Origin of the sequence: Flavobacterium sp. WC2430 (genome assembly GCF_040822075.1) — a bacterium.
In the GTDB taxonomy this organism is placed as follows: Bacteria; Bacteroidota; Bacteroidia; order Flavobacteriales; family Flavobacteriaceae; genus Flavobacterium.
The window spans coordinates 924,411-942,233 of record NZ_CP162007.1 but is presented as its reverse complement, the minus strand read 5'-3'; the positions used below and the strand labels follow the sequence as shown (position 1 = coordinate 942,233).

Below are 17,823 nucleotides of genomic sequence, written 5' to 3'. Positions count from 1 at the left end.
ATATTGTTAAAAATGTATTTATTAATCTAGAATTGCAGCTATTCCTGGCAATACTTTACCTTCAAGCATTTCTAACATTGCACCACCACCTGTTGATACGTAACTTACTTTATGTTCAAAACCGAATTGTTTTACTGCTGCAACTGAATCTCCTCCACCTACAAGTGAAAAAGCACCATTTTCTGTAGCTTCTGCAATAAAGTTTCCTAATTCGATAGTTCCATTAGCAAAACTTTCCATTTCAAAAACACCTAAAGGTCCGTTCCAAAGAATCGTTTTAGATTCTAATATTACTTTTTTGAAGTTTTCCAATGATTTTGGACCTGCATCAAGACCTTGCCATCCATCAGGAATTTCTCTTACATCCACAATTTTAGTATTTGCTGTATTTGAAAAATCATCCGCAGCAACTACATCTACAGGAATATGAATTTGAACTCCTTTTTCCTTAGCCAATCTCAAGATTTCTAATGCTAATTCTTGTTTGTCATCTTCACAAATAGATTCTCCAATTTTTCCTCCTAATGCTTTAACAAAAGTAAAAGTCATTCCACCACCAATAATCATATGGTCTACTTTGTCAAGAATATTCTCGATAACTGTAATTTTAGAAGAAACTTTAGAACCTCCAAGAACTGCTGTTACTGGTTTTTCACTGTTCTTTAAAACTTTATTTAAGCTTTCAATTTCTTTTGCTAATAATGCTCCAAAACATTTTTCTGTTGGGAAAAATTGTGCAATAATTGTTGTTGAAGCATGTGCTCTGTGTGCTGTTCCAAAAGCATCATTTACATAAATATCTCCAAGTGAAGCTAATTCTTTTGCAAAAGCAACATCTCCAGCTTCTTCCTCAGCATGAAAACGTAGATTTTCTAATAATAAAACTTCTCCTGCTTTTAAGTTTGCAGCAGCGTTCTTCGCTTCTTCACCAATACAATTTGAAGTAAATTGAACTGGAACTCCAAGAATATCTGAAGCTGTTTTTAATATATGTTTCAAAGAATATTTTTCTTCAACTCCTTTAGGTCTTCCTAAGTGTGACATCAAGATTACACTTCCACCTTGAGCAAGAATAGTATCAATTGTAGGTTTTGCTGCTTCGATACGAGTAGCATCAGTCACATTAAAATTTTCGTCCAAAGGCACGTTAAAATCAACGCGTATTATTGCTTTTTTATTTTTGAAATCAAAATCGTTTAAAGTCTTCATCAGGTTCTTTTTTAGTTTGTTTTTTTGAAAGAGTAACAAATATAGAACTTTTAGATTATTATTAAATTTGAAAAAACTAAAAAATTAAGGTTTTTAACAACGAAATCGATGTAAATTAATAAATAAAATCTATTTTTAATGCCATTTCAACAACTTACTCAAAATTTCTGTCTTTTTAATAGTTAAAATTTGATTTTAATATTGACCCTTTTAGCATGAATATTTTGATAAACTTTGCTTCTTTAAAATTTTTGACTAACCCAATTTCTTCTATCTTTGCTTTATGCAATTTTCTCAAATCTTAGGACAAGAACACATTAAAAACCATCTGACAAAAAGTGCTGATTCTGGTAGAATACCTCATGCACAATTATTTGTTGGTCCAGAAGGAAGTGGTACTTTACCTATGGCGATTGCTTATGCACAATACATTTTATGCAACAATCAAAATGGGGAGAACTGCGGTTCTAATGAATCTTGCAATCTGAAATTCCAAAAAATATCCCATCCTGATTTACACTTTGCTTATCCTACTGTAACCACAGATGCAGTAAAGAAAAGCCCAAAAAGTCTTGATTTTATTGCGGACTGGAGACAATTTGTTTTGCAAAATCCTTACGGAGGTCTTTTCGATTGGTATGCAGTTTTGGGAGTTCAAAACAAACAGGGCGAAATAAGAGTGGATGATGCTCAGGAAATATTAAAATCCTTATCTTTAAAATCATACGAAGGCGGTTATAAAATTATGATTGTCTGGATGGCCGATAAATTAAATATTGCTGCCTCTAATAAACTATTGAAATTACTAGAGGAGCCACCAGAAAAAACAGTATTTATTTTAATTTCTGAAAACGAAGAAGATATCATTCAAACCATACGTTCTCGATGCCAAATATTGCATTTTAACGGTTTAAGCGAACCCCTAATTGCAGAAGCCTTGGTTTCTCGTGAACAAGTAGATCCAAAGTTAGCTGCAAAAATTGCCCATCAAGCACAAGGCAATTATAATCTTGCCTTACATTTATTACGTGATGATAATGATGAATTTCCATTTGAACAATGGTTTGTTACATGGGTGCGAGCTGCATTTAAAGCAAAAGGAAATGCCGCTGCTATTCAAGATTTAATTCTTTGGAGTGAAAAAATAGCTGGTTTAGGGAGAGAAACTCAGAAGAAATTTCTTGAGTTTTGTATCGAAATGTTCCGCCAGGCTTTATTGATTAACTATGAAACGCCCAATTTGGTTTATTTTGAGCCCAAAGTGGATAAATTTAAACTCGAGAATTTTGCTCCATTTGTCAATGGCAATAACATTCATGATATTTTCAAGGAACTTTCGGATGCCATGTATCACGTGGAACGCAACGGAAATGCAAAAATTATATTAACCGATTTATCTATTAAACTCACACGATTAATCCATAAAAAATAACAATATGAACAACGCTGCTTCTATTTTAATTTTAGTTTTTCTGGCAATTTCATTTATTCAATCTGGGTATGACAAACTCTTTTATTGGAAAGATAATGTAGATTGGTTAAAAGAACATTTTGCAAAAACACAACTAAAAAACCACGTGCCTTTAGCCTTATTAAACATTCTGATATTAGAATTAATTTCAGGAATTTTATGCATTGTAGGATGTATCGAATTATTAATAAACAACGGCCGTTTATTTGGGTTCTATGGCGCTGTTTTCTCTTGTATTACTTTAATAATGTTGCTTTTTGGACAACGATTGGCTAAAGATTATGATGGAGCCAGAACCATTGTTATTTATTTCATCCCTGCTATAATGGCAGTATATTGGTTGAATTAAAAATTAAAAAACACTATTTACATTTATAAAAAAATATGACACCTAAACATCCTTCAGAATCTTTAACAACATTGACCGATTTGGTTTTACCAAGTGAAACAAATCCTTTGAATAATCTTTTTGGTGGTGAGCTATTGGCTCGAATGGATCGTGCTGCCAGCATTGCTGCGCGCAGACATTCTAGAAGAATTGTAGTAACAGCATCGGTAAATCATGTGGCTTTTAACAGAGCCATTCCATTAGGAAGTGTGGTTACGGTTGAGGCCAAAGTATCTAGATCGTTCAAAAGTTCTATGGAAATTTATATTGATATTTGGGTAGAAGACAGAGAATCTGGAAACAAAACCAAAGCTAATGAAGCCATATATACTTTTGTCGCGGTGGATGACACTGGAAGACCTGTAGAAGTGCCACAAATAATCCCCGAGACTGAGCTTGAAAAACAACGTTTTGATGCTGCTTTAAGACGCAAGCAACTGAGTTTACTTTTGGCAGGAAAAATAAAACCAGAAGATGCAACAGAGTTAAAAGCCTTGTTCATGTAAAAACTGTATTTACTTCTTGAAAGTGAAAAATTTAATTAAAAAAAGAAGTATTTTTACGAGCATAAAAATTTAAAAAAAAGAAAATTGTAGCAATCTAACAGGTTCTCCAAATTTCTTAGAGCGATAAAATAATACAAATGAAAGAAAAGGTAAAAGAGAAGATGAGTACAGAGAAAGAAGCAAAATTAAAAGCGCTACAATTGACGCTTGACAAATTAGATAAAACATACGGAAAAGGAACTGTAATGAAAATGGGCGATAAAGCGATAGTAGAAGTGGAAAGCATTTCTTCTGGATCTTTAGGAATCGATTTAGCATTAGGAGTTGGTGGATATCCAAGAGGAAGAATTATAGAAATATACGGTCCAGAATCATCTGGAAAAACTACTTTGACGCTTCACGCCATTGCTGAAGCACAAAAAGCAGGTGGAATTGCCGCATTTATTGATGCTGAACACGCATTTGATAGAAATTACGCGGAGAAATTAGGAGTAGATATCGAAAACTTAATCATTTCTCAACCTGACAATGGAGAGCAAGCATTAGAGATCGCAGAGAACTTAATTCGTTCAGGAGCTATCGATATTGTAGTTATTGACTCGGTTGCTGCTTTGACACCAAAAAGTGAAATTGAAGGTGAAATGGGAGATTCTAAAATGGGTCTTCATGCCCGTTTAATGTCTCAAGCTTTAAGAAAGTTAACAGGAACAATTAGCAAAACAAACTGTACTGTATTCTTCATCAACCAATTGAGAGAGAAAATTGGAGTAATGTTTGGAAATCCAGAGACTACAACTGGAGGAAATGCATTGAAGTTTTATGCTTCGGTACGTTTAGACATCCGTCGTTCAACTCAAATTAAAGACGGTGATAATGTTCTTGGAAACAGAACTAAAGTAAAAGTGGTGAAAAATAAAGTTGCACCACCTTTCAAAATTGCTGAATTTGATATCATGTATGGTGAAGGAATTTCAAAAACAGGAGAAATCTTAGATTTAGCTGTTGAATTTGAAATCATTAAAAAAGCAGGTTCTTGGTTTAGTTATGGCGAAACCAAATTAGGACAAGGTCGTGACGCGGTTAAGTCTTTAATAAAAGACAATCCAGAATTAGCTGATGAGCTTGAAGTAAAAATCAAAGCTAGAATAAAAGAATTAGCAGACGCATAAAATTAAAACCCGAAAAATTTTCGGGTTTTTTTATTTTTACACGCAACCATTTTCAAAATTTGTTATCTATTAAAAACAGGCACTTCCTTATTTAGAGGAACCGACTGTTATAAATTTAAAAATAGAAAAAAATGAAAAAGTTTGCGTTATTTATCCTGTTTATTACCACTATAACAGGATGTACACTTGATAATGGTAATCAAGACACTTATAACTACGAAGTACTACCCGTTGATAGTTATACACTACCCGAGAATTTTAAGCTTGGGGAGACCTATGAAATAAAACTAAAATATCAAAAGCCCACTGCCTGTCACATTTTTCAAGGAATTTATTATAGCAAAGATTTAAATGTAAGAACAATAGCTATTCAGACCGCTGTAAAGGATAATCAGATATGTACCACAGAAATCCCTGCATTATCTGAAGTTTCGTTTAATTTTTATGTAACAAATACTGGTTCTTATATTTTTAAGTTTTATAAAGGAAAAGATACCGCCGATAAAGATATATTTGAAGATGTAGAAATTCCTGTAGTCAACTAACAACTAGATAAAAATTTGTGGGATTAGATCAAATAATTAACGATTGTAAAAAAAATCATCCTAAAGCTCAGGAGCAATTGTATCAATTGTTTGCTAAGAAGTTTTATGGGGTATGCTTGAAGTATTCCAGTAACTATGCGGATGCTCAAGATAATTTACAAGATGGTTTTTTGATAATCTTTAGAAAAATAGACCAGTTTAGTGGTAAGGGATCCTTTGAAGGTTGGGCGAAAAGAATAATGATCAACAATGCACTTCAAAAATTCAAAGGAATACGATATATGGAGGTGATTAATGAAAACATTCCTGACGATGATATTGAAATTGATGATGAAAATGTACCCATTGAATATTTGATGAAAATCATCCAAGAATTACCAGATCAGTACCGACTCGTTTTTAGCCTCTATGTACTTGATGGTTATTCCCATAAAGAAATTTCAGAAATACTAAAAATAACAACTGGAACCACAAAATCAAATCTTTCAAGGGCAAGGCTTATTTTAAAAGAAAAAATTGAAGCTTACACTAGAATCGAAATAAAGTCATTGGCAAAATGAGCGATAAAAAAAACATAGACCGATTGTTTCAAGAAAAATTCAAAGATTTTGAAGCAGAGCCAAATAAACAAGTTTGGCTCAATATAGAGGCCGAATTAAAAGAAAAAGAAAGAAAAATAATCCCGTTTTGGGTGCAGTTTTCAGGAATTGCTGCTGCTTTTATTTTGGGTCTTTTTACCCTAAATATGGTTTTCAATACAAACACAGAAAATAAAAAAACTATTGTTTTAGACTCAAAAAATACAACCGAAAACAAAGATTCAATTGCAACAAAAAAAGAAAATAAGAATATCCCTTTGCTCATAAAAAATAAGCAACAAGTCGTAATAACTAACCCAAAAACTGTTAGAAATCATGAAAAAGAAAATACAACTTTTATTTCCTCAGAAACCAGTACTGAACAGAAGAAAAATCAAAATGATACTTCGCTTTATAAATCAAAAAATAATTCATCGTTAAAATCAGTAGCTTCTAATACTAACAAAATAATTTCAGATCAGTTTACTGTTGAAGGAAACCCTCTTAAAAATATAAATACACCAAAAAATACTGGTGATGGAATCAATGGAAATTTCAAATTAGAGAATCAGTCTGATGCTAAAATTGCAGTAACTGATGTTAAAAAACAAACAGAAATTGTCCCAGAAATACCAAACGAATTAGAAGCAATTCTAAAAAAGAAAGAAGAAAAAAAATCGACAGTCGTTCTTACTAATTTGGATAAATGGCAAATCGTTCCCAATGTTGCCGCAGTCTATTTGAATTCAAATTCAAGCGGATCATCGATTGATCCACAATTTTCAGAAAACCAAAAAACAGCCGATAACAGCCTTAGTTTTGGAATAGGGGTGAATTATGCTGTTTCAAAAAAATTAACCGTAAGAACAGGTGTTAATAAGCTTATATTGGGATATAATACTAATGATGTAATCTATTCATCAAGTTTGATAGCTCATAATTTGACTAACATTAATTACACTTCCAATGAATCGATTGAAATTAAAAACGAATCGGAACTCAATACGCTAGCCACCCTTGAAAGAAGCTACCAAAATACAAATACAGGCGCAATCAATCAAAAAATGGGATACTATGAAGTGCCTTTGGAGCTTTCCTATGCACTCATAAATAAAAAATTTGGCATTACTGTTATTGGAGGGATTAGTACTTTATTTTTAAATCAAAATAAAATATCATTAGTGTCTAATACTATTAATTTAAAATTAGGAGAAGCTAATAATTTAAACCCAATTCACTTTAGTACTAATGTTGGGATGGGATTTAAGTACCAATTTATAAAATCATTTCAAATTAATGTTGAACCCATGGTCAAGTATCAATTGAATACCTATTCAAACAATTCCGATAACTATAAACCTGTTTTTATTGGGTTGTATTCTGGAATTAGCTATACCTTTTAATTAGCATTAAAAGTCATTAATTGAGCATAAACAATATCTCGAACGTTTTCACGAATTGCTTTTCTATCCGTTCCTGTTTTACTAATCGTATCTACTTGAGAATGGATTTTAACTCTCATAATCCCTGGGCTTCCACTGAAAAAAGTATAAGAAAATCTTTTTTTATTATCTCCAAAAGTAATAGGTACAATAGGAATTTGATGTTCAATAGCTAACCGGAATGCCCCATCTTTAAACGTATCCAAAACAATCGATTCATCATTTGGAACTCCGCCTTCTGGAAAAATACATACGCTTAATCCTCTATTAATTCTTTTTTGAGCTTGATTGAAGACTTCCATTCGGCTTTTTGAACAGCCTCGATCTACTAAAATACAAGTTCTTTTATAGAAAAACCCAAATAATGGAATCTTAGCCAATTCTTGCTTACCCACAAAAACAAATGGATTTTTAACAACAGCCAACATCAACATAATATCAACCATTGAAGTATGATTGGCAACAATCATATAGCTTTTATCGGTTTCTAACTTTTGATTTTTGTTTATTTTATAATAAAAACCCATCCCAAATAGAATGAATTTAGCCCAAATTCTAGCCATTTTAAAGAAATACGGATAGCCTTTTTCAGTAAGAATAGAGGCTACCAAAAAAGGGAACATAATCAATATGGGGATAGCCATAAGAACATAAAACCAAATACGCCAAAGTGTCCAAAAAATAATTTTTATTCCATTCATGATTTCAAAAATAAGGAATCCTATGATACTATTATTAAAAAGAATTAAATTTGGGAACTATTTAATAATATAAAAATATAAAACCTAGCGAACTTTGCGAAAAACTTTGCAACCTTTGCGGTAAATAAAATCATAATGGCAAAAATACTTACCGGAGTTCAAAGTACAGGAACACCACATTTAGGAAACTTACTTGGAGCAATCATTCCAGCAATTCAATTATCGAATGATCCAAAAAACGAATCTTTTCTTTTTATTGCCGACTTGCATTCCATTACACAAATAAAAGACGGAACTACATTGAGAGCTAATACTTACAGTACTGCTGCTGCTTGGCTAGCTTGTGGTTTAGATGTTAACAAAGTAGTCTTCTACAGACAATCTGATGTGCCTCAAACGGCAGAGTTGTCATGGTATTTAAGCTGTTTCTTTCCTTTTCAACGCTTGACATTAGCGCATTCATTCAAAGATAAAGCTGACAGACTGGAAGATGTAAATGCTGGTTTATTCTCTTACCCTATGTTAATGGCAGCTGATATTTTATTATATGATGCCCAACTAGTACCAGTAGGAAAAGATCAATTACAACATTTAGAAATTACACGTGATGTGGCTTCAAGATTCAACCACCAAATGGGAGAGACATTTGTTATTCCTGAAGCCAAAATTCAAGAAGACAGCATGCTAATTCCTGGTACCAATGGTGGAAAAATGAGCAAATCAGCCAATAATATTATCAATATTTTCCTAGATGATAAAGCATTGCGTAAGCAAGTAATGAGCATTGAAACCGATAGTACTCCACTAGAAGATCCTAAAAATCCAGATACTTGTAATGCTTTTGCAATTTATTCTTTGTTAGCCAATGAAGAACAACTAGCAACAATGAGAACAAATTATTTAGGCGGAAATTATGGTTATGGTCATGCCAAACAAGCCTTGTTTGAACTGATAACGGAAACGTTCAAAACCGAAAGAGAAAAATACAATTACTATATCAATAACCTTCCAGAAGTAGATGCTTTACTGAAAATTGGTGCTGAGAAAGCAACCGTTGTGGCTAATGGAGTGTTATCTCGTGTTAGAGAAAAATTAGGCTTTGAAGTCGTTTAATTTTTGAAAAAAAACCCTTTCTATTCAAAACTAGGAAGGGTTTTAGATTTTAAATAGCTTCAAACAATTTCCCTGGTAACGGTCTTACCACACCTTTCAATTCCATATTCAAGAGCAGTCCTGAAATCCTGTAAATAGGAAAATCACATCGCAAAGCAATAATATCCATTAGTTCTTTTCCCGTTTTTAAAAGGTAATCATAGACTTTTTGTTCATCCTCATCTAAAGTAACAAACAACTGTTTTTGCACGGGTTTTATTTCTTTTTGAATGTCCCAATTGAGGATATAAACTACATCGGCAGCACTGGTGAGTACATTGGCTTTTTGAGTTTTTATCAAGTTATTACAGCCTTGACTGTATTTGTCCGTTACGCGACCCGGGACTGCAAAAACATCACGATTGTAATCATTAGCCATGTTAGCCGTAATCAAGGAACCACCACGATCCGCTGATTCAATTACAATTGTAGCCTCCGACATTCCTGCAACGATCCTGTTTCTACGTACAAAATTTTCTTTGTCGGGATTCGAGGAACTCCAAAACTCAGTCATAAAACCACCGTTCTCTTCTACTTTGGCGACATATTTTTTATGTGTTTTGGGATATATTTGATTTAAACCGTGTGCTACTACACCAATGGTTTGTAAATTATGTTCTATTGCTAATTGATGCGCCACGATATCCACACCATAAGCAAAGCCACTCACAATGATGGGATCTAGAGGAGCTAAATCTTCAATCAGTTTTCTACAAAACTCCGTTCCATACGACGTAATTTGGCGGGTACCCACAATACTGATTATTTTACGGTTTTTTAGATTGATATTCCCAGAACTAAATAATAAAAGTGGTCCATCAATACATTGTTTCAAGCGCTCAGGATATGCTTCGTCTTGGAAATAAACCGTATTAACAGCATTTGCATTTATGTAATCCAATTCTTGGTTAGCTTTTTCAAAAACCATCTTGTCCTTTAGGTTTTTCAACAACATTGAACCCACCCCGTCTATGGTAGCAAGTGTGGCTATTTTTGTAGTAAAAACAGCTTCGGCACTACCGCAATGGGTGATTAGTTTTTTGGCAATTATATCACCAACTCCCTCTACTCTTTGTAAGGCCAATAAATAAAATAAATCCTGTTGCGTCATGCTAATTAATTGTTGCTGAAAAGTATAAAATTATTATTTCAATTGTTAATAAAAATTGTGAATAAAATTTTGATAGCTGTTTTCATTGTATAACTTTGTAAGTATGAACATCGAATCTTACATCGCCCAGCTTTTATATCGTTATCAATGTGTTACCGTTCCTGGTTTCGGTGCATTTTTGACTGAAATTCAATCAGCTCAGTGGGTTGAAAGCGCTAATTCATTTTTTCCTCCTAAAAAAATGATTTCTTTCAACGCTAATTTAAAAAATAACGATGGCTTGCTTGCTAATCATATTGCTCAAGCCGAAAAAACATCTTATGACTATGCTGTAAGTGCTATTCAGTATGCTGTTATGAATTGGAAAAAAACATTAGAGCAAAACGGAACTTTCTCACTAAAAAACATTGGAGATGTTTCATTGAATGCCGATAATAATTTGATATTTAAACCTTTCGATCAAACGAATTACTTAACTAGTTCTTTCGGTTTAAGTTCATTTGTTTCTCCAGTTGTAAAAAGAGAAATTTTCGAACAAAAATTAGAATCTTTAGAAACTGGAAAAGTAATCTCATTTGAACCAGAAGAAAGAAAAGAAAGTTCGTTCTTAAAATACGCCGCAATTTTCGTTTTAGGATTGGGTTTAACTGGAACTGTTGGTTATTCGGTTTATCAAAATCAAATTGCTACACAAACCGTTTTAGTTGAAACTGCTGTTCAAAAACAAGTACAAAACAAAATTCAAGAAGCTACTTTCTTCATCAAAAGCCCTTTACCAGCTGTAACACTTGCTGTAAAAGAAAGGAAATTACCATATCATGTGGTGGCTGGAGCTTTTAGAGAAGAAAAAAATGCTGACAAAATATTCAATCGTTTATCTAATTTAGGATACAAAGCCCGAAGAATAGCGCCAAACAAATATGGCCTTTTCCCGGTACTTTATGGTAGTTATGCTACGTATGCTGAAGCACAGAAAGCAAAAAAAGAAATTCAAGAAAAAGACAATCCTGAAGCTTGGTTGCTAATTGAATCTTTATAAAAAATACATTTCACTATTTAAAAACCTCCAAAGGCAAATGCGCTTTTAGAGGTTTTTTTATTAGATTGCTGACCCAATTGAGAACCTAAAATTTCTTAATTTAAGCTGGCTTTGAACATTCTCAGTTCGTCCCAAGAATACTTATCACCAAACTGCTCTTTCATTCCTGTTAGTGATTCTTCTTTGTAATGCTTGAAGGCTTCGCTCAACTCGGTTATTTTATCTTTAGGTAGAATGTCATTTACATTTACTTTTTTAGATTGTATTAACTTTACTAGATGGCTTTCGATAGTTTGAGTGGTCAGTTTACGAATGGTTGCGATATTCTGAATTGAATTTTTAGCCTGCCATAACTCGTAGGTTTCCTCGACAGTTGATTTCTTAGGTGCTTTATTTTCTGATTTTTTCTTTGCCGAATAACGCTCTACATCTTTTTCATCTTCAATCAAAGTAATATTCACTTTCTTAAATTGATTTTCGATTGCCTCTTTTTTCCTCGGAATGTATTTTTTTATTTCGTCTGAAGTTAGTTTCTCTTTCGAAATAGTTTCTCCAGCAACTACGGTTTCAATTAACAATTTGGCTTTCATCAAACGCAAGACCGCTTTCGTCTGCAACTCTTCTAAAACAATTAATTCATCAAAAAAAGCTTTCACTTTCTTGATGCGTTTCACCTCTTCTAGCTTCCACAAGATCTCAAAAACCAACTCATCCATGGATTTGAAGAAATAATCAAAAGCAGCTTGAATTCTTTCAGAAACATGAATTAAATCGACCGTTTCGTTATTGAAAATTTTATTGAGCTGTATGATGAATTTTTTGGATGGATCCAAAAGTGCATCAATAGCATTCATTTGCTTGGTAGCCCAAATGGTATGTTTGGATTTCTCGGAACTTTCGGATTTTTCCGAATAACTGTACTTGTGATTGCGCCATTCTTGTGCCAGATCTGACCAGTCAAAACTGTTAATCAAGTAATTATGAATAAAGTTTTTAGTTTCAAAATGCAGCGAATTTTTCAACACCTCTTCTGAGGCTTTGTTCAGTGCGTAGTTCATCACATCTTGGTCATTTGAAATTCCGTTCATCCGCAACGGAGAAAGCAAAACAAGGCCTTCTAAGGAGCGTAAACGCGAAAGAGCCACATACGCTTGTCCAGGCATAAAAACTTGCGAAACATCAATCGCTGCTTTGTCAAAAGTTAATCCCTGGCTTTTATGTACCGTAATCGCCCACGCCAATTTAATAGGATAATGAACAAAAGTTCCTAAAACCTCCTCTTCTATTTCCTTAGTAACAGGATCTACTTTATAGCGAATGTTTTGCCATTCGTATTTTTCGACTTCAATGGTTTTGTCTTCCTCTGGAAAATGAATTCTAATTTCTTGGCTCGAAAGGGACTTGATAATCCCCATTTTTCCGTTGAAGTAATTTTTATCAAAGGATAAATCATTTTTCACAAACATGACTTGTGCTCCTACTTTAAGTAGCAAACGTTCTTCAATAGGAAATAATTTTTCAGGGAAATCACCTACGATATCCGCTTTATAATTAATTAATTCTCCTTTTAAATCTTCTAATGCTTGCGCATTCATGGTATCCGCCTTGGCATTATGTGTAGTTAATGTGATATAGCCTTTGTTTTCTTTGAGATCAAAATCAGGTTTCACGTATTTATTGAGCAACTCAATGTCTTCAGTAGAAATTTGGTTATTTCTTAAATTATTTAAAACCGAAATAAAACCAGTATCTGTTTGGCGGTATATTTTTGATAATTCGATATACAGAGGTGGACTTTGTTGCACAACATGCGAATGAAAAAAGAATTTTCCTTGGTAGTAAGCACGCAACGTTTTCCATTCTTCATCACGAATAACGGGTGGAAGCTGTAATAAATCTCCAATAAACAAAACTTGCACACCCCCAAAAGGGGTTGTTTTCTTGCGTACGGTTTGCATCATGTAATCCATAGCATCCAGTAAATCAGCACGAAGCATACTCACTTCATCAATTACCAGCAATTCCATATTACGAATTACGGATTTCTTCAATCCACTCATTTTAAAATGCCTGCGTAAGGTGTCTTTGGACTCAAATTTTACCGTATCCGTAAATTGAGAATCGACATTAAAAGAAGGAATAAAGCCCCCAAAAGGCAATTGAAACATCGAATGAATGGTAACACCGCCAGCGTTCAGTGCTGCAATTCCTGTAGGTGCCACTACAACCGTATTCTTATGGGTCGTTGCTATAATTTCACGAAGCAAAGTGGTTTTACCAGTTCCTGCTTTCCCGGTCAGAAAAACAGATCGTTGGGTTTGATTGATAAATTGTAGTGTGTAAGCGGCAGCTTCAGTAATAGTTTGCATTAGGCGTATAAATTAAAAACGGAAAATAGTTTCGGTATAATCAACCGAATTAAAACAAAGTAAATGTACCTTTTTTTAAGATTATAAAATAAAAACAAAAGATACAATTCGTAACAAAAAAAACCTTCATTCTAATAAAAGAATGAAGGCTTCAATCGAATTAAAAATAAAATTATTTTTTAGTTTCTGTTTTAGCATCAGCTTTAACTTCTACTTTTTCATCTGCTTTGGCAGTTGATTTGTATTTGTCATTTAATGCTTTAACAATATCTTTTGTAATGTCATATTTCTCTTCAGCATACAAAATAGAAGCAGCATCACCAGTACCATAAATGTAGCTGTACCCTTTTTCTTTACCATATGCTTTGATGAATTTTTTAACACCACTTACTAAAGTATCCATTTCAACACTACTATCTTGTTGCAATTGTTGCGATAAAGCTTGTTGTGCATACCCTAATTGTTGTTCTCTTTTTTGCAATTCAGCACCTTTTTTTTGTGCCCATTCTTGCCCATTCGCTTGCGCTTGAGATTGAAAATTGGCAGCTTCTTGTTTGAAACGATTAATCTCTGCTTCTAGCTGTCTTCCTTTTTCAGCAGACTGTGCTTTATATTTAGCTTCAAGATCTTTTGCTTCTGTATATTCTTTCATTAATACTGAAGTATCTACATAAGCTGTTTTTACTTCTTTAACTTCTGCAGTTTTGTTACAAGCAACAACTGAAATAGAAATTGCAATAATTAATAATACTTTTTTACTCATATTTTTAATATTACTTTTTTGGTATTCGTGAATCTTTGATTTCATTTTGGTTTATTTGTAATTTAATGTGTGTACGACAAAAATATAAAAAAATAGATAGTAACCTAAAAAAGTTTAGATTTTACGAGTTTATTTATACTATTAGATTTTACTATTAAAAAAAACAAAAGTATAATTTGTAATTATAAAAAACGGCTTTAATAGCGTTAAAATAAGCTTAAATCTAAAAATAGCCAACAAAGCATACGTCTGAAGCAACAATCGAGTCTTAAAACCATATTAAAATCGATTTTAGTTGTTTTTTAGCACGTAAATATGGGATGAATATTCAAAACTACCTTTTGCTTTCCAGTTGGACCATAAACCAACAAAAGATGCTTTTATAAAATTCATTTTTCCGGATTTATATTTTTCTGAAAGTAGACTCACATAAAATGAATCAAACTTCATAGGAAGTACTTTTTCCAATTGTATGTTTTCTTTTTCAAAAAGTAATTTTATTGCTTTTTTAGAAAAATGCCAAAAATGAATCGGTACATCATATGCTGCCCAAAACGCGCCATAATGTTTTGCGTCAAATGATTTAAAATTAGGTACCGCAATAATTAAAGATCCATTGGGTTTTAATAACCGTTTCAATTCTTTTATTTGAAAATCCAAATCGGGTACATGTTCCAACACATGCCACATCGTAATCACATCAAAAGATTGATTTTCTAGAGTTCTTGTTTCTTCCACAAAACCAACTCCTTTTTTACTTGCTATAGCTTTTGCTTTTTCACTTGGCTCGACTCCTATTGTTTCCCAACCATTTTGTTTGGCCACTGATAAAAAATCACCTGTACCTGCACCAATATCTAAAATGCGTCCTTTAGCTGGTTGAAGTGAATTGATTAAATCCAATTTATTTTTTAAAGCAATGTTTTTTACAAAATGATAGGCTTTCTCAAATAAAGAACGTTTCCCATCCGTATGAGAAATATAATCTTCACTTTCATAATACTTACCTAAAACGTCTAAACTAGGTTGCGGATGTGTTACTAACATATCCAGATTTTCATCATAGTATAATTCGAAAATTTCTTTTGAAACGGAATGGTCTTTTACGGTAAGGAAATGTTTTTTATTAGAAATGTCCATTTATTAAATTATATACTATTTATACTTTTTCAAACCAAACCCCAAAAGCACAGAAATACTTTTAGGGTTGTATTTCATTTATTTTTAAAACTATTCAACAATAACAAGGGTTTCGAGAGTAGTTTCACGTGGAACAAAATAAATTTAGATTGTAGATTAACGATTTTAGATTGCAGATCTAAAACTCAGAAATCGCTAATAATACTATAGCACTCTAAAATATTATCTCCCCATGTAAATCAACAAGACCGAAATATCACTTGGCGAAACACCACTTATTCTTGACGCTTGAGAAATAGTTACTGGACGTATCTTAGTTAACTTTTGCTTTGCTTCAATAGACATGGATTTGATTTTATGATAATCAAAATCTTCCGGGATTTTCACATCTTCTAAACGAGTCAGCTTATCCGCATTGTTGCGTTCCTTTTCTATGTAACCAGAATACTTCACTTGAATTTCGGCTTGTTCTAATATTTCTTGATCCACATCATTCTCAGAAACATATGTTTTTACTTTTTCAAATTTCATCATATCCTCTAAATCGATTTGAGGACGCGAGAAAATTTTAAACATTTTATCTCCTTGCGAAATCAATGCAGTTTCTTTTGATTCTAAAATTGGATTTGCTTCTGCCATTGTAATACTAGATTCTCGGAAGAAAGCAACCATTTTTTCTGACTCTTTCAATTTGTGCTCCATTCTGCGTAAACGTGCCTCAGAAGCCAAACCAATTTCGTGCGACATTGGTGTCAACCTAAAATCAGCATTGTCTTGACGCAACAACGTTCTATACTCCGCGCGCGAGGTAAACATTCGATACGGCTCTTCAGTACCTTTAGTAATTAGATCATCAATTAATACTCCAATATAAGCTTCATCACGCTTTAAAATCAATGGCGCTTTTTCATGCACTTTTAAATGCGCATTGATTCCAGCCATCAATCCTTGAGAGGCGGCTTCTTCATATCCTGTAGTTCCATTAATTTGTCCCGCAAAATACAACCCTTCTACCAACTTAGTTTCTAAGGTATGTTTTAATTGTGTTGGAGGAAAATAATCGTACTCGATTGCATAACCCGGACGCAAGAACTGTACTTTCTCAAAACCCACAACGGAACGCATGGCTTTGAATTGAATATCGGCAGGAAGAGAAGTAGAAAAACCATTTACATAAACCTCACAGGTTTTCCAACCTTCGGGCTCTATAAATAGCTGATGTCTTTCTTTATCGGCAAAACGATTTATCTTATCTTCAATAGAAGGACAATATCTAGGTCCTAGACTTTTTATACGACCATTAAACATCGGTGAACGATCAAAACCTTCTCTCAAAATATCATGTACTTCCAGAGAAGTATAGGTCATATGACAAGAACGTTGATGAACCAACGGAGAAGTTATATCCGAATACGAGAACTTATCTGGTCTCGCATCACCCTTTTCTTCATTCATTTTAGTAAAATCAAGAGAACGACCATCCACACGAGGAGGTGTCCCAGTTTTCATTCTACCGGATTCAAAACCTATTTTTATCAAATCTTCGGTGATTCCATAAGCAGCACTTTCCCCTGCTCTACCACCACCAAATTGTTTTTCGCCAACATGGATTAAACCATTCAAAAAAGTTCCATTAGTCAACACAACTGATTTCGCTTTGATTTCGATTCCAAGCGAAGTACGAACTCCTTTTATTTTTCCGTCTTCAATAATAAGACCCTGCACCATCTCTTGGTAAAAATCCAAGTTTGGCGTTCCTTCCAACATCAACCTCCACTCTTCAGCAAAACGCATTCGGTCACTTTGAACACGAGGAGACCACATTGCAGGACCTTTCGATTTGTTAAGCATCTTGAATTGAATCGCCGTACGATCCGAAACAATTCCAGAGTAACCACCAAGCGCATCGATCTCACGAACAATCTGCCCCTTGGCAATTCCACCCATGGCAGGATTACAAGACATCTGCGCGATGTTCTGCAAACTCATTGTTACCAATAAAGTTTTGGAACCTAAATTTGCAGCGGCAGCAGCGGCTTCTGACCCAGCGTGCCCTGCACCAACTACAATAACATCATATTCTTCTTGAAACATTTTATTTATAAATTAACTCGACTTCGTCGAGAATGGTATTAAAATCTAAGTACTATTTTACTTTTCTAAAAGCACAACTTCCATTGTTCCACGTGGAACTACATTCGCACTAAAAACAATCAACAAGAATTGTTCCACGTGAAACA

General features: G+C 33.5%; 16 protein-coding genes. 9 read left to right on the top strand and 7 right to left on the bottom strand.

Features of this window, described 5'->3' with window-relative positions:
- Positions 1 to 21: 21 nt before the first annotated feature.
- Entirely contained in the window at positions 22 to 1,209 is a 1,188-nt protein-coding gene (pgk, locus tag AB3G36_RS04035) for a phosphoglycerate kinase (RefSeq protein ID WP_367756251.1), read from the bottom strand.
- A 283-nt stretch (positions 1,210 to 1,492) separates the two neighbouring features.
- Here pgk and AB3G36_RS04030 point away from each other — a divergent pair, with 283 nt between their 5' ends.
- From AB3G36_RS04030 to AB3G36_RS04000, 7 genes are all read left to right on the top strand, one after another.
- The gene (locus AB3G36_RS04030; RefSeq protein WP_367756249.1) at positions 1,493 to 2,641 is read left to right on the top strand and encodes an ATP-binding protein; all 1,149 of its coding nucleotides are present in this window, start codon (positions 1,493 to 1,495) and stop codon (positions 2,639 to 2,641) included.
- Positions 2,642 to 2,645: 4 nt separating this feature from the next.
- A complete protein-coding gene (locus AB3G36_RS04025; RefSeq protein WP_367756247.1) occupies positions 2,646 to 3,029 on the top strand; it encodes a DoxX family membrane protein in 384 nt (127 codons plus the stop codon).
- Positions 3,030 to 3,064: 35 nt separating this feature from the next.
- Positions 3,065 to 3,574 (top strand): acyl-CoA thioesterase, encoded by a 510-nt coding sequence (locus AB3G36_RS04020; protein WP_367756245.1) that lies wholly within the window; start codon positions 3,065 to 3,067, stop codon positions 3,572 to 3,574.
- Positions 3,575 to 3,735: 161 nt separating this feature from the next.
- Positions 3,736 to 4,743, top strand: coding sequence for a recombinase RecA (gene recA, locus AB3G36_RS04015; RefSeq protein WP_367757880.1), 1,008 nt, complete (start codon positions 3,736 to 3,738; stop codon positions 4,741 to 4,743).
- Positions 4,744 to 4,874: 131 nt separating this feature from the next.
- The gene (locus tag AB3G36_RS04010) at positions 4,875 to 5,288 is read left to right on the top strand and encodes a hypothetical protein (RefSeq protein ID WP_367756243.1); all 414 of its coding nucleotides are present in this window, start codon (positions 4,875 to 4,877) and stop codon (positions 5,286 to 5,288) included.
- A gap of 17 nt (positions 5,289 to 5,305) precedes the next feature.
- Positions 5,306 to 5,848: an RNA polymerase sigma factor gene (locus AB3G36_RS04005; protein ID WP_367756241.1), complete on the top strand. Its 543-nt coding sequence runs from the start codon at positions 5,306 to 5,308 to the stop codon at positions 5,846 to 5,848.
- Positions 5,845 to 7,269, top strand: coding sequence for a hypothetical protein (locus tag AB3G36_RS04000; protein ID WP_367756239.1), 1,425 nt, complete (start codon positions 5,845 to 5,847; stop codon positions 7,267 to 7,269). Before AB3G36_RS04005 ends, AB3G36_RS04000 begins: the two co-directional genes overlap by 4 nt.
- On the opposite strand, the gene AB3G36_RS03995 is transcribed toward AB3G36_RS04000, so the two are convergent.
- Positions 7,266 to 8,009 (bottom strand): lysophospholipid acyltransferase family protein, encoded by a 744-nt coding sequence (locus AB3G36_RS03995; protein ID WP_367756237.1) that lies wholly within the window; start codon positions 8,007 to 8,009, stop codon positions 7,266 to 7,268. The two genes, AB3G36_RS04000 and AB3G36_RS03995, sit on opposite strands and share 4 nt — an antisense overlap.
- Positions 8,010 to 8,144: 135 nt before the next feature.
- Between AB3G36_RS03995 and trpS the strand changes: the two genes are divergently transcribed.
- Positions 8,145 to 9,122: a tryptophan--tRNA ligase gene (trpS, locus tag AB3G36_RS03990; protein WP_367756235.1), complete on the top strand. Its 978-nt coding sequence runs from the start codon at positions 8,145 to 8,147 to the stop codon at positions 9,120 to 9,122.
- A gap of 49 nt (positions 9,123 to 9,171) precedes the next feature.
- Here the strand turns inward: trpS and dprA are convergent, their stop codons facing one another.
- Complete coding sequence (gene dprA, locus AB3G36_RS03985) at positions 9,172 to 10,272, bottom strand: DNA-processing protein DprA (protein WP_367756233.1); 1,101 nt, start codon at positions 10,270 to 10,272, stop codon at positions 9,172 to 9,174.
- Positions 10,273 to 10,375: 103 nt separating this feature from the next.
- On the opposite strand from dprA, the gene AB3G36_RS03980 reads away from it, so the two are divergent.
- A complete protein-coding gene (locus AB3G36_RS03980; RefSeq protein ID WP_367756231.1) occupies positions 10,376 to 11,311 on the top strand; it encodes an SPOR domain-containing protein in 936 nt (311 codons plus the stop codon).
- Between the two features lie 95 nt (positions 11,312 to 11,406).
- Here AB3G36_RS03980 and AB3G36_RS03975 read toward each other — a convergent pair whose 3' ends face one another.
- From AB3G36_RS03975 to mnmG, 4 genes are all read right to left on the bottom strand, one after another.
- Positions 11,407 to 13,680 (bottom strand): helix-turn-helix domain-containing protein, encoded by a 2,274-nt coding sequence (locus AB3G36_RS03975; protein ID WP_367756229.1) that lies wholly within the window; start codon positions 13,678 to 13,680, stop codon positions 11,407 to 11,409.
- A gap of 172 nt (positions 13,681 to 13,852) precedes the next feature.
- On the bottom strand, positions 13,853 to 14,488 hold the full coding sequence (locus AB3G36_RS03970) for an OmpH family outer membrane protein (RefSeq protein WP_367756227.1): 636 nt from the start codon (positions 14,486 to 14,488) through the stop codon (positions 13,853 to 13,855).
- A 246-nt stretch (positions 14,489 to 14,734) separates the two neighbouring features.
- Positions 14,735 to 15,583 (bottom strand): class I SAM-dependent methyltransferase, encoded by an 849-nt coding sequence (locus AB3G36_RS03965; protein ID WP_367756225.1) that lies wholly within the window; start codon positions 15,581 to 15,583, stop codon positions 14,735 to 14,737.
- A 222-nt stretch (positions 15,584 to 15,805) separates the two neighbouring features.
- Entirely contained in the window at positions 15,806 to 17,677 is a 1,872-nt protein-coding gene (mnmG, locus tag AB3G36_RS03960) for a tRNA uridine-5-carboxymethylaminomethyl(34) synthesis enzyme MnmG (RefSeq protein ID WP_367756223.1), read from the bottom strand.
- Between the last annotated feature and the right edge of the window lie 146 nt (positions 17,678 to 17,823).

Coding starts and splice junctions, on each gene's coding strand:
- trpS (WP_367756235.1), top strand. CDS start 8,145: ATGGCAAAAATACTTACCGGAGTTCAAAGTACAGGAACACCACATTTA.
- AB3G36_RS03965 (WP_367756225.1), bottom strand. CDS start 15,583: ATGGACATTTCTAATAAAAAACATTTCCTTACCGTAAAAGACCATTCC.
- AB3G36_RS03970 (WP_367756227.1), bottom strand. CDS start 14,488: ATGAAATCAAAGATTCACGAATACCAAAAAAGTAATATTAAAAATATG.
- pgk (WP_367756251.1), bottom strand. CDS start 1,209: ATGAAGACTTTAAACGATTTTGATTTCAAAAATAAAAAAGCAATAATA.
- AB3G36_RS04010 (WP_367756243.1), top strand. CDS start 4,875: ATGAAAAAGTTTGCGTTATTTATCCTGTTTATTACCACTATAACAGGA.
- AB3G36_RS03995 (WP_367756237.1), bottom strand. CDS start 8,009: ATGAATGGAATAAAAATTATTTTTTGGACACTTTGGCGTATTTGGTTT.
- AB3G36_RS04025 (WP_367756247.1), top strand. CDS start 2,646: ATGAACAACGCTGCTTCTATTTTAATTTTAGTTTTTCTGGCAATTTCA.
- AB3G36_RS03975 (WP_367756229.1), bottom strand. CDS start 13,680: ATGCAAACTATTACTGAAGCTGCCGCTTACACACTACAATTTATCAAT.
- AB3G36_RS04030 (WP_367756249.1), top strand. CDS start 1,493: ATGCAATTTTCTCAAATCTTAGGACAAGAACACATTAAAAACCATCTG.
- AB3G36_RS03980 (WP_367756231.1), top strand. CDS start 10,376: ATGAACATCGAATCTTACATCGCCCAGCTTTTATATCGTTATCAATGT.
- dprA (WP_367756233.1), bottom strand. CDS start 10,272: ATGACGCAACAGGATTTATTTTATTTATTGGCCTTACAAAGAGTAGAG.
- AB3G36_RS04020 (WP_367756245.1), top strand. CDS start 3,065: ATGACACCTAAACATCCTTCAGAATCTTTAACAACATTGACCGATTTG.
- recA (WP_367757880.1), top strand. CDS start 3,736: ATGAGTACAGAGAAAGAAGCAAAATTAAAAGCGCTACAATTGACGCTT.
- AB3G36_RS04000 (WP_367756239.1), top strand. CDS start 5,845: ATGAGCGATAAAAAAAACATAGACCGATTGTTTCAAGAAAAATTCAAA.
- mnmG (WP_367756223.1), bottom strand. CDS start 17,677: ATGTTTCAAGAAGAATATGATGTTATTGTAGTTGGTGCAGGGCACGCT.